Origin of the sequence: Janthinobacterium sp. UMAB-56 (genome assembly GCF_900095265.1) — a bacterium.
Lineage (GTDB): Bacteria > Pseudomonadota > Gammaproteobacteria > Burkholderiales > Burkholderiaceae_D > Janthinobacterium.
On record NZ_LT607656.1, the window covers coordinates 227,841 to 239,871 of the forward strand.

Here is a 12,031-nt window from a genome sequence, read left to right on the forward strand (position 1 = left end):
TTTTGCCGGTTTTTGACTTTTGGCTTTGCCTTTCCGGCCATTTTCTGCACAAATACGACAAGTCAGGCATACTATTGCGCAGTGTCGGCATCATGCCGGCAGAACCAGATCACGGGCGCTGTCCGCTCCATGGAACGGGCGGCGTCCTTAACCGACAGTACACAAGGAGTCAACATGACCATCAAGATCGGCGACACCCTGCCAGAAGGCACCCTGGCCGAATTCATCGAAAGCGAAACCGAAGGTTGCGCACTGGGCCCGAACACATTCAACGTGCAAGACCTGGTCAAGGGCAAGAAGATCGCCATCTTCGGCTTGCCAGGCGCTTACACCCCGACCTGCTCCGCACAGCACGTGCCAGGCTACGTGCAGCACGCTGCCGACCTGAAAGCGGCGGGCGTCGATGAAATCTGGTGCATCTCCGTCAACGACGCGTTCGTGATGGGTGCCTGGGGCCGCGACCAGAAAGCCACCGGCGTCGTGCGCATGATGGCTGATGGCAACGCTGCCTTCAGCAAGGCCCTGGGCCTGGACGCCGATTTTTCCAAGCATGGCATGGGCACGCGCTCGCAGCGCTACTCGATGCTGGTCGACAATGGCGTCGTGACACAATTGAACATCGAGCAGGGCGGCAAGTTTGAAGTGTCGAATGCTGAAACCTTGCTGGGCCAGCTGGCTTAAGCGCTGTTCGTAGCATGACAAAACGGCACCTTTCGGTGCCGTTTTTTTTATTGTACCGACGGTTTCGTCGCCTCGAACATGGCTGCATCGATGCTGAACGAGTAATCGTCCTGCAGCGCGAAATACCGGCGCGCTTCCTCGGGCGCGCCATCGAACAGGTTGCGGATGGCCGCAATGCGTTCATCTGGCGTGCGCATGCGCGCCGTCCACTCGTCGAACTGCATGCTCAGTTTCCACACGCTGCGCAAGCTGTGGCTGAAGCCCGCGTTGTCGAACTTGGCGCCCCATTCGCAGGTGCGGTAGTCGCGCACGTGGGAAGCGTCGCGCAGCATTTCCACCGCCTGCAAGGTGCTGTCGTACAAGGCCGTCTTGGGCGCGACGATATCGACCACCAGCAAGGTGCCGTTCGGGCGCAGCACGCGCCAGGCTTCGGCCAGGGCAGCGGCCACGTCGTTCCAGTGGTGCGCGGAAAAGCGCGTGACGACCATGTCGAAGCTGGCGTCGGCAAACGGCAAACGGGCCACGTCGCCCTGTTGCGTGCGGATGTTGTGCAAGCCGCGCTGCGCCTTGGCGTAGTCCACCACGTCGAGCATGGGCTGCGCCAGGTCGTAGGCGACGACGGATGCGGCCACGGGGGCGACGGCGAAGCTGGCGTGGCCGGCGCCGCAGCCCAGGTCCAGCACCAGTGGTTTTCCTTGCCTGCCATGGCGGCGCGCGCATTCCTGCATCAGCACCAGGTCGGCGCCTTGCGCGTGGACGGCGCTGCTCAGGTAAGCGTTGGCCGTCTTGCCAAACTGTTCGGTAACGACATCGTGCTGCTGCATGGTTTTCTCCTGTTGATGGCTGAGTTCATGCAGAATAGGGATAAAATTATCCTGTAACAAGACCATAAGTTATACTGGTATATCTACTACCATGTCTGCCTGCCATGTCGAGCAAACTTGCTGAATTCATCCGCGCCCGGCGTGAAGCCGTCACCCCCGCCATGGCTGGCTTGCCCGGCGGCGGGCGGCGGCGCACGCCCGGCTTGCGGCGCGAAGAGCTGGCCCAGCTGTGCGAGGTCAGTCCCACCTGGCTGACGTGGCTGGAGCAGGGGCGGCCCGTGTCGGCTTCTGCCAAGATGCTGGCGCGCCTGGCGCAGGTGCTGCAGCTGAGCGCGGCTGAGCGCGGCTATCTGTTCGAGGTGGCCGACAAGCATGACCCCAGCCATGGTACGGGCGAGGGCGGGGGGCTTGCCGCCACAGAGCTGGCCGCCATCGTCGTCGCCATCGACGCGCCCGCGTACATCCTCGACCGGGAATGGAATGCCGTGGCGTGGAATCAGGCGGCCGCCACGCTGTTTACGGACTGGCTGCATGGCGACGCGGCCGCGCCTAACCAGCTGCGCTTCATGTTCCAGGACGCGGGCGCGCGCGCGCTGGTCGTCGGCTGGCCCGAGCGGGCACAGCGCCTGGTGGCGGAGTTTCGCGCCGATATCGGACGGCAGGCGGACCAGGCGCCGCTGGCGGGCCTGATCGCGGAACTGGCCGGGGCCAGTGTTGAATTTCGCCAGTGGTGGAGCACGCAGCAGGTGCAGGGGCGCGATGGGGGCTTGCGCCAGTTCCAGCACGCGCAACAGGGGCTGCTTGCGTTCAATCAGGTGACCTTGCATCTGGCGCGCCAGCATGATTTGAAACTGGTGATGCTGTTGCCTGTGTCATAAGTTAAAACGGCCGGGCTTGCTATAATCTGGCGGACCGCCTGGCCCTGCCTTTCCAAGCCATGCTGTCCTGGCTCCGGCCGTCGCCATGATGACGGTCCCGCTCTTTCGCCAGGAGTCTGTCCTGATACCCAGCAACCAAAACCTGCGCAGCATCTATGTGATGCTGGTCGCCGTCGCCATGTTTTCTCTGATGGACACGGCCATGAAGCTCCTGTCCGCCCACTATCCGCCCATGCAGGTGACGGCCTTGCGCGCCCTGTCATCCCTGCCGCTCGTCTGCCTGTACCTGCTGTATCGCGGCGCTTTCAAGAACGTGCTGCAGGTGCGCTGGCCGCTGCACTTGCTGCGCGGCGCCTTGGGCGTACTGATGATCACCCTGTTCGCCTACGGCTTGAAGCGCATGTCGCTGGCCGAGACCTATGCGCTGTTCTTCGTCGCGCCCTTGCTGATTACGGTCTTGTCGGTGTTTATCCTGAAGGAAAAAGTCGACCTGGCGCGCTGGTGCGCCATCGCCGTGGGTCTCTTGGGCGTGCTGGTGGCGCTGCGCCCGGACGGCTCGGGGTTCTTTTCGCTGGCCGGGCTGGCCGTGCTGGGCTCGGCTGCCTGTTACGCCATTTCCGCCGTCACGGGCCGCATCCTGAGCCGCACGGACGCCAGCGAAAGCATGGTCTTCTGGCTGATGGTGATGATGGCCCTGGGCGGCGTGGCCCTGTCGGCGCACGAGTGGGTGAGTATCCGCCGCGAAGACTGGTGGTTGCTGGCGGGCTTGTCACTGAGCGGCTTCCTGGGCCAGTTGGCCATCACGGAGGCATTTCGTTTTGGCAAGGCATCGAGCGTGGCGCCGTTCGAATACTCTGCCCTGGCCTGGGGCATGGCCCTGGACTGGATGCTGTGGCGTGCCCTGCCCGACGAATACACGCTGATGGGCGCGGCCATCATCATCGGCAGCGGCATTTACCTCGTGCGCAAGGAGGCTGTGCACGCCGAGAGCGAACATCCATGATGCCGAATGGTGCTTTTTTCGGCGGCAGGCATACCGGGCCGCAACTGGATATAATCGTGAAATGTTAAAACAACGCACTATCAAACAACAGGTCCGCACCATCGGTGTCGGTTTGCACTCTGGCACCAAGGTCGAACTGACCTTGCGTCCTGCCGCGATCGACACGGGCATCGTGTTTCGCCGCATCGACCTCGATCCCATCGTCGAGTTCCCCGCCAGCGCCATGGCCGTTGGCGACACGCGCATGGCTTCCGTGCTGATCAAGGATGGCGCCAGGGTATCCACCGTGGAACACCTGATGTCGGCGGCGGCTGGCCTGGGCATCGATAATATGTTTATCGACGTGAATGCGGAAGAAATTCCCATCATGGATGGTTCCGCCTCGTCCTTCGTCTATCTGCTGCAGCAGGCGGGCGTGGAAGAGCAGCAGGCGGCGAAGAAATTCATCAAGGTTATCAAGCCCGTGGAAGTACGTCACGGCAAGGGCGACGCCGAGAAATGGGCGCGATTGTCGCCGTATGACGGCTTCAAGCTCGACTTTTTCATCGAATTCAATCACCCGGCCGTCGATGGCACGATGCAGCGCGCTTCCGTCGATTTCGGCGACGTGTCGTATGTGCACGACGTGGCGCGTGCGCGCACCTTCGGTTTCATGCAGGACGTGGAAAGCTTGCGCGGCATGGGCCTGGCGCGTGGCGGTTCGCTGGAAAACGCCATCGTGATGGATGAATACCGCATCCTCAACGCCGATGGTTTGCGCTATGAAGACGAGTTCGTGCGCCACAAGATTCTTGACGCCATCGGCGACCTGTACCTGGTGGGCCACCCCTTGCTGGCGTATTACACGGCGCACAAATCGGGCCACGCGCTGAACAACCAGCTGCTGCTGGCGCTGCTGGAGCAGCCGGAATCCTATGAAATCGTGTCGTTCGCCACCAACGAGGCTGCGCCGCAGTCGTATCTGCGTCAAATGGAACGCGAGTGGTCTTTGACCTGACGATTTTTTCTGTTTTTAAATAGGTCTTCGACGGGAGCGCCTGAAAAATGTTCAGGGCAAGGCGCATTGCCGCAGGCAGTACGAATAGTACGGCCAGGCAATGCAACGCCGCCATGAACTTTTTCTCAGGTGTTCCCAGGTTCGCGGTGGTGGCGCACCATATTGCGCAGCGCTGCGATCAGTTGCTCGTTTTGCTTGGACGCGGGCAGGGCCGTGCTCAGCTCTTCCAAGGCCGCCATGGCTTTTTCCGGCAAGACCAGCGCATGCGTATGCACGATGGGTGCGATGCTTTTGATCACTTGCACTTTCAGCTTGATGCCTGAAATTTGCCAGCCCTTTCTTTCCAGTTCCCCTTGCAACTTCGGCAATTGCTGCTTGAGCTTGGCAGTCAGCGCCGCGTTCGGCGTGGCCAGCACCAGTTGGCCGCCCTCGAATTGCAGGATGTCGCAATGCTCGAACATTGCCGGCAAGGCCTTGGCGCAATCTTTTTGCAGGGCGGCCAGGCGCGTGACGGTGGGCATCAGGGAGGCCATCGTCGCGTTTCCGCGCAGAAAATCGGTTGCGCCCGTGACGGCCGGGCTTGACCGGGCAAAGCCGTAGCCGCGGCGCGGTGCCGGAGAGTAAGTGGGAGTTCGCATGGCCGAAACATAGCACACTCGCCCGCGCATGACGAGTGCGGCGGCAGGTGCAGTGCTGGCGGGCTGGCAGTATTGCCTTACAGTATGGAAAATGTCCGCATTTTCTGCCATTTGTTTGTCATTAAGCTATTGTTATATGGCGCATTAGCCCAACCATGTCGGGAACGCATGATAAAATCATCGTCTTTTGCCATAGTCGAACTCCGTGCGGTCACGCGATTGTTACCTCGTTGTCACCTACCGAGCTTTTTTTAACGGCGTTTTTTCAAGAATTCAAGCATGTCATTACTGACCCAGATTTTCGGTAGCCGCAACCAGCGGCTGCTCAAGCAATACCAAAAAACGGTACGCGAGATCAATGCGCTCGAGCCGGCAATCGAAAAGCTGTCGGATGCCGAGCTGCAAGCGAAGACGCCTGCCTTCAAGGAACGTATCGCCGCCGGCGAATCGCTCGATGCCTTGTTGCCGGAAGCCTTTGCCGTCTGCCGCGAGGCCAGCAAGCGCGTCTTGCGCATGCGCCATTTCGATGTGCAGATGATCGGTGGCATGGTCTTGCATTTCGGCAAGATCGCGGAGATGGGCACGGGCGAGGGCAAGACCCTGATGGCAACCTTGCCAGCCTACCTGAATGCCTTGTCGGGCAAGGGCGTGCATATCGTCACCGTCAATGATTACCTGGCGCAGCGCGATGCCGAGACCATGGGCCGCCTGTATGCCTGGCTGGGCCTGTCGACTGGCGTGAACATGTCGCAGATGGAGCACAGCGCCAAGCAGCAGGCCTACAACTCCGACATCACGTATGGCACGAACAATGAATTCGGTTTCGACTTCTTGCGCGACAACATGGTCTACGAAGCGCGCGAGCGCGTGCAGCGCAGCCTGAACTTCGGCATCGTCGATGAAGTTGACTCGATCCTGATCGATGAAGCGCGTACGCCTTTGATCATTTCGGGCCAGGCAGAGAACCATACCGACCTGTATTACAAGATCAATGAAGTGCCTGCGCTGTTGACTTTGCAGATCGGCGAAGAAACGCCGGACGGCAAGGGCAAGGTTGACGTGCCGGGCGACTACACCAAGGATGAGAAAGCGCACCAGGTGCTGCTGACGGAAGCTGGCCACGAAAAGGCCGAAGGCATCCTGATGGAAATGGGCCTGCTGCCGGAAGGCGCGTCGCTGTACGATTCGGCCAACATCACCCTCGTGCATCACCTGTATGCGGCCCTGCGCGCGCATGCGCTGTACTTCAAGGATCAGCACTATGTGGTGCAGAACAATGAAGTGGTGATCGTCGACGAATTCACGGGCCGTCTGATGACGGGCCGCCGCTGGTCCGATGGCTTGCACCAGGCCGTCGAAGCGAAAGAAGGCGTCAAGATCCAGAACGAGAACCAGACCCTGGCTTCGATCACCTTCCAGAACTACTTCCGCATGTACGCCAAGCTGGCCGGCATGACCGGTACGGCCGATACCGAAGCATACGAATTCCAGGAAATCTATGGCCTGGAAACGGTCGTGATCCCGCAAAACCGTCCGCTGCAGCGCAAGGACCGCCAGGATCAGGTCTACAAATCGTCGGCGGAAAAATACAATGCGATGTTGAACGACATCCGCGATTGCTACGAGCGTGGCCAGCCCGTGCTGGTGGGGACGACTTCGATCGAAAACTCGGAACTGCTGTCGGGCATCCTGAGCAAGGCCGATTTGGCGCACAATGTGCTGAACGCGAAGCAGCATGCACGCGAAGCGGAAATCATCGCTCAGGCAGGGCGCCCGAAAGCCATCACCATCGCCACCAACATGGCCGGTCGCGGTACCGACATCGTGTTGGGCGGTAACGTTGAGAACCAGATCAAGTTCATCGAAGCCAATGCTGAACTGAGCGATGCCGACAAGGCAGCCCAGTCGCAGACCTTGCGCGATGAATGGCAATCGCTGCACGACCACGTGGTCAATGCGGGCGGCTTGCACATCATCGGCACCGAACGCCACGAATCGCGCCGCGTCGACAATCAGTTGCGTGGCCGTGCCGGCCGCCAGGGCGATCCGGGTTCGTCGCGCTTCTACCTGTCGCTCGACGACGCGCTGTTGCGCATCTTCGCCGGCGACCGCGTGCGCGCCGTGATGGACCGCCTGAAAATGCCGGAAGGCGAACCGATCGAGGCAGGCATCGTCTCGCGCTCGATCGAATCGGCCCAGCGCAAGGTTGAAGCGCGCAACTTCGACATCCGCAAGCAATTGCTGGAATACGATGACGTCGCCAACGACCAGCGCAAGGTCATCTACCAGCAGCGTAACGAGTTGCTGGAAACGACAGACATTTCCGAAATGATCGGTTCGCTGCGTCATGGCGTGTTCACCGACCTGGTACACGAGTACGTGCCGCATGAATCGGTGGAAGAGCAGTGGGATATCAAGGGCCTGGAAAACACCCTGTCCGGCGAATGGCAGCTCGACTTGCCCTTGCATGAAATGCTGGAAGCCGATTCGACCCTGACGGACGACGAGATACTGGAAAAAGTGCTGGCTGCGGCCGATGCCGTGTACCAGTCGAAGATCGATATCGTCGGCAAGGAATCGTTTGGCGGCTTCGAACGCAATGTCATGCTGCAAAGCGTCGACAGCCACTGGCGCGAACACCTGGCGGCGCTCGATCACCTGCGCCAGGGTATCCATCTGCGTGGTTATGCGCAGAAGAACCCGAAACAGGAATACAAGCGCGAAGCGTTTGAACTGTTTGGCCAGATGCTCGACATGATCAAGAACGACGTCACGAAACACGTGATGACGGTGCGTATCCAGTCGCGTGAAGAAGTCGATGCGGCTGAACAGGCGATGCAGCAGTCGCACGTGGAAAACGTGCACTACCAGCACGCCGAGTTCGATCCGAACGCGGCGCCGGAAGAACTGCTGGCGCCTGCGGCCGGCGGCAACATGGACAACGTCGACGACATGAGCGTGAGCATGGGCGTCAAAGTGGGCCGTAACGATCCATGCCCTTGCGGTAGCGGCAAGAAGTACAAGGCATGCCACGGCAAGCTGGCCTAAGCCAGGTTTGCTGATGCGAGAAAACGGAGACTGCGGTCTCCGTTTTTTATGGCCGAAACCTGATGCCCGCCCCCCCGCTCAGGGAAATGCCCAGTACTGTGGCGCCTGCGACGATGGAATGCCTTTCAGTCCACCCCGGTTTTTCGCTCGCTGTCCCGTCTTGATCAGGGTGGCGATATCGGTCAGCAAGGCGCGGTTGCTGGCAAAGTAATCATGGCCCATGAAATTCATGATCACGGAAGAGGCGTCGACCAGCTCCATGCCGGGAATGCCGATGACGGGGCTGCGCATGTCGCCTATCCTGTCCCATTCGGAAAAGGTGTAGGAGGCGCGGATGGCTTTGTCGTTTGCCGAGGCATACAGGGTGGTGGGCAGATTCAGGCTGAAAAAGCGGGGGGCGATCTGGTCGCGAAATACATCGGCATTGATGTCCGGCGCCGCCAGCACCACTTGCTTGAACAGTGGCCGCAGCTGAGGGCGCTTTTCCAGCAAGTTGGCCAGGGCCACCGTCATCGGACGGTTGCCCATGCTGTGGGCAATGATGTAAATATCGGTGGCGGACGAGTGATCGGCGAAATCGGCGAGGAAAGCCTGCAGGTGCGCCTGTGTCCATTCGGCGGAATTCTGGTCGAATTCATAGCCGGCAAAAGTCCCTTTCGATGGCCAGCTGTAGAACACGGGAATGGCGCCGATATCGAGGTCGACCGCCATCTGCGCCGTGCGGCGGGCGGCATCGTCAAAGGAATTGCTATAGCCGTGGATATAGATGAAGGCGGCACGCCGGTTCGGTTCGGTCTGGATTTTCGTCTTGATGGCCGCAAGGAAATCCATGCGCGACAGGCGCGCAACACCTTTGATCAGCACATATTTTTGCGCGTTCTGGCTGGAAATGACGTCGTACCAGGGTGGCAAGGGCAGTTCACCTGGCGCTCTTTTTGCGGGAATGCTGACCTTAACGCTGCCGTAGCTGAGGTAGGGCGCCGCGCGGTTGGGTTGCCAGCCATAGCTATTGCTGCCCGGCTGGTATTTCCTGTCGGTCGCGTAGTACACGGTGACGTGCAGCGCGCCGTCAGGCGCCGTATCGGTGCCGGACATAAGCTTGCCCCCGCCGCTGCCTGTGCTGAAGTTGCCAAGGAATCCGCCCAAGGTCTCCAATCCATTTGACCAGGGTATGCGTGGTGGCCGCTGTGGCACATTGCCAGAAGTTGGGACTTCAGCTGCCGCCGGAGGCGCCTCGGACGCGGGTTCAGTGGAGGTGGGGTCAGGCGCGGCATCCCGTGGATCACGCTGATGCACGCAGCCCGTCAGCCCGGCCAGCAGGCATAGCAGGCATAGCAAGCACAGCCGGTGTGACCAGCCAAGACTGCCGCGGTGCTTTTGGTATGACATGCCATGCGCCATGACATCCTCCTCCGGGTGCTTGTACCAGACTCGCCTTCGTCTATCCTTCCACCTTAGTCCCGCCAGCCGGCGCTACTTTGATCCAGCGCAAGCCTGGCGCGCCGCGACTATTCGATTGCGCATGCTCACCGGCGCCGCGAAGACGCTACAATAGCGCTTCCATTTTCCCTCGCAGAAGAACTCCTATGGCCGTCAATTCTCCCAAGCCCGTCGCCGCCGACCTGAAAGCCGTCGCAGGCATTGAAATCGGTGTTGCCGAAGCCGGCATCAAGAAACCTAATCGCAAGGATTTGCTGGTATTGAAGCTGGCGCCGACGGCCACCGTGGCGGGCGTGTTCACCCTGAACCGCTTCTGCGCCGCGCCAGTGCAAATCTCGAAAGCCAATCTGGCCGCCGTCACGGCAGGCGCCGCGCCTATCCGCGCGCTGCTGGTCAACACGGGCAACGCGAATGCGGGCACGGGCGAATCGGGCCTGGCCGACGCGCAGGCCAGCTGCGCCGCGCTGGCCGAGCTGCTGGGCTGTGCGCCGCAGCAAATCCTGCCGTTTTCCACCGGCGTGATCCTGGAACCGCTGCCCGTGCAGCGCCTGGTCGCCGGCCTGCCGCAAGCCGTGGCCGCGCTCACTTCGGACAACTGGTTCTCGGCCGCCGAAGCCATCATGACCACCGACACGCAGCCGAAAGCCGGCTCGCGCACCGTCACCATCGGTGGCCATGCGGTCACCCTGACGGGCATCAGCAAGGGCGCCGGCATGATCAAGCCGAACATGGCCACCATGCTGGGTTTCCTTGCGTTTGACGCCACCGTGGCCCAGCCTGTGCTGGACCATCTGGTGAAACAGGCGGCAGACAAATCGTTCAACTGCATCACCATCGATGGCGACACCTCCACCAATGACTCGTTCATGCTGGTGGCCACCGGTGCCGGCAGCCTGGTGATCGATTCCATCGATACGCCGCACTATGCGGAACTGGCCGCTGCCGTGACCGAACTGTCGACTTTCCTGGCGCAAGCCATCGTGCGCGACGGCGAAGGCGCCACCAAATTCATGACGGTGACCGTGGAAGACGGCCGCAACGTGGAAGAATGCCGCAAGATCGCCTATTCCATCGCCCATTCGCCGCTGGTAAAAACGGCCTTTTTCGCCTCCGACCCGAACCTGGGCCGCATCCTGGCCGCCATCGGCTATGCCGGCGTGGACGACCTGGACGTGGGCCAGTTGAACCTGTACCTGGACGACGTATGGGTGGCCAAGAATGGCGGCCGCAACCCGGACTACCAGGAGCAGGATGGCCAGCGCGTGATGCAGCAAAGCGAGATCACCATCCGCGTCAAGCTGGCGCGCGGCGATGCCACGGCCACCGTGTGGACGTGCGACCTGTCGCATGACTACGTGTCGATCAACGCCGACTACCGCTCATGACCAGCCTCGATCAATTCCTGATCCGCGCCGAGGCCGTGCTGGCGCGGGTGGAAGCGATCCTGCCGCAGCCGACGCCCGCACCTGACTGGAACAGCTTTGCCTTCCGCTGGCGCCGGCGCCAGGGCGCGGCCAGTCATCTGCAGGCGGTAGCCCACGTGTCGAACATCGCGTTTGACGACTTGCACAATATCGGCACGCAAAAGGCGCAGATCGAGCAGAACACGCGCCAGTTCGTCGCCAGCCGTCCCGCCAACAACGTGCTGCTGACGGGCGCGCGCGGCACGGGCAAGTCCTCGCTGATCAAGGCCTGCCTGAACCAGTTTTCCGACCAGGGCCTGCGCCTGATCGAAGTCGACAAGGCGGACCTGGCCGACTTGCCCGACATCGTCGACCTGGTGGCGGCGCGTCCCGAACGCTTCATCATCTTTTGCGACGACCTGTCGTTCGAAGAGGGCGAAAGCGGCTACAAGGCGCTGAAAGTGGCGCTCGACGGCAGCATCGCCGCGCAATCGGACAATGTGCTGATCTATGCCACCTCGAACCGTCGTCACCTGATGCCGGAACGGATGTCGGACAACAGCAGCTACAAGACGGACGACGATGGCGATTTGCATCCGGGCGAGACGGTGGAAGAGAAAATCTCGCTGTCCGAGCGCTTCGGCCTGTGGCTGTCGTTCTACCCGTTCAAGCAGGATGATTACCTCGATATCGCGGCCCACTGGCTCGCCTCGTTCGGCTGCACGCCGGAGCAGATCGCGCAGGCGCGCGGCGATGCCCTGCGCTGGGCCTTGCAGCGCGGTTCCCGTTCAGGCCGGGTAGCGTGGCAATTTGCGCGCGACTACGCGGGAAGGTTGCCGCAATGAGCGAAGTGAACATCAAACCGGTGGACGTGGCCGTCGGCATCTTGATGAAGCCAAATGGCGACGTGTTGCTGGGCCAGCGCCCGGCCGGCAAGCCCTATGATGGCTATTGGGAATTTCCTGGCGGTAAAGTCGAACCGGGCGAGGCCATCCTCGACGCCTTGAAACGCGAGTTTGTCGAAGAGTTGGGACTGACTATCGACAGTGCCGAGGCCTGGTGCGGCGTCGAATATGTGTATCCACACGCCCATGTGCGCCTGCATTTCTATATCAGCCG

Annotated in this window: 11 protein-coding genes; 8 read left to right on the forward strand and 3 right to left on the reverse strand. The window is 61.1% G+C overall.

The window, feature by feature from the left end; all coding sequences use genetic code 11:
• Positions 1 to 174: 174 nt before the first annotated feature.
• Complete coding sequence (locus K0F85_RS13920; protein ID WP_219116586.1) at positions 175 to 681, forward strand: peroxiredoxin; 507 nt, start codon at positions 175 to 177, stop codon at positions 679 to 681.
• 47 nt (positions 682 to 728) lie between these two features.
• Here K0F85_RS13920 and K0F85_RS13925 read toward each other — a convergent pair whose 3' ends face one another.
• Positions 729 to 1,505: a class I SAM-dependent methyltransferase gene (locus tag K0F85_RS13925; protein WP_219116587.1), complete on the reverse strand. Its 777-nt coding sequence runs from the start codon at positions 1,503 to 1,505 to the stop codon at positions 729 to 731.
• A 104-nt stretch (positions 1,506 to 1,609) separates the two neighbouring features.
• On the opposite strand from K0F85_RS13925, the gene K0F85_RS13930 reads away from it, so the two are divergent.
• The 3 genes from K0F85_RS13930 to lpxC all read left to right on the forward strand — a co-directional run bounded on the left by K0F85_RS13930 (position 1,610) and on the right by lpxC (position 4,383).
• A complete protein-coding gene (locus K0F85_RS13930; RefSeq protein WP_219116588.1) occupies positions 1,610 to 2,383 on the forward strand; it encodes a helix-turn-helix transcriptional regulator in 774 nt (257 codons plus the stop codon).
• A gap of 160 nt (positions 2,384 to 2,543) precedes the next feature.
• Entirely contained in the window at positions 2,544 to 3,386 is an 843-nt protein-coding gene (locus tag K0F85_RS13935; protein ID WP_219116633.1) for a DMT family transporter, read from the forward strand.
• Between the two features lie 61 nt (positions 3,387 to 3,447).
• On the forward strand, positions 3,448 to 4,383 hold the full coding sequence (gene lpxC / locus K0F85_RS13940) for a UDP-3-O-acyl-N-acetylglucosamine deacetylase (protein ID WP_219116589.1): 936 nt from the start codon (positions 3,448 to 3,450) through the stop codon (positions 4,381 to 4,383).
• Positions 4,384 to 4,508: 125 nt separating this feature from the next.
• On the opposite strand, the gene K0F85_RS13945 is transcribed toward lpxC, so the two are convergent.
• Entirely contained in the window at positions 4,509 to 4,916 is a 408-nt protein-coding gene (locus K0F85_RS13945) for a DciA family protein (protein WP_257572765.1), read from the reverse strand.
• A gap of 384 nt (positions 4,917 to 5,300) precedes the next feature.
• Between K0F85_RS13945 and secA the strand changes: the two genes are divergently transcribed.
• Positions 5,301 to 8,069 (forward strand): preprotein translocase subunit SecA, encoded by a 2,769-nt coding sequence (gene secA / locus K0F85_RS13950; protein ID WP_219116591.1) that lies wholly within the window; start codon positions 5,301 to 5,303, stop codon positions 8,067 to 8,069.
• Positions 8,070 to 8,147: 78 nt separating this feature from the next.
• Here the strand turns inward: secA and K0F85_RS13955 are convergent, their stop codons facing one another.
• Positions 8,148 to 9,164 (reverse strand): alpha/beta hydrolase, encoded by a 1,017-nt coding sequence (locus tag K0F85_RS13955; protein ID WP_219116592.1) that lies wholly within the window; start codon positions 9,162 to 9,164, stop codon positions 8,148 to 8,150.
• A 491-nt stretch (positions 9,165 to 9,655) separates the two neighbouring features.
• Between K0F85_RS13955 and argJ the strand changes: the two genes are divergently transcribed.
• The 3 genes from argJ to K0F85_RS28770 all read left to right on the forward strand — a co-directional run.
• The gene (argJ, locus tag K0F85_RS13960) at positions 9,656 to 10,894 is read left to right on the forward strand and encodes a bifunctional glutamate N-acetyltransferase/amino-acid acetyltransferase ArgJ (RefSeq protein ID WP_219116593.1); all 1,239 of its coding nucleotides are present in this window, start codon (positions 9,656 to 9,658) and stop codon (positions 10,892 to 10,894) included.
• Positions 10,891 to 11,757, forward strand: coding sequence for an ATP-binding protein (locus K0F85_RS13965; protein ID WP_219116594.1), 867 nt, complete (start codon positions 10,891 to 10,893; stop codon positions 11,755 to 11,757). The genes argJ and K0F85_RS13965 overlap by 4 nt, the downstream gene beginning before the upstream one ends.
• Positions 11,754 to 12,031 (forward strand): NUDIX domain-containing protein (locus tag K0F85_RS28770; protein ID WP_257572766.1); only part of this gene is annotated, 278 nt, incomplete at its 3' end. The genes K0F85_RS13965 and K0F85_RS28770, both read left to right, overlap by 4 nt.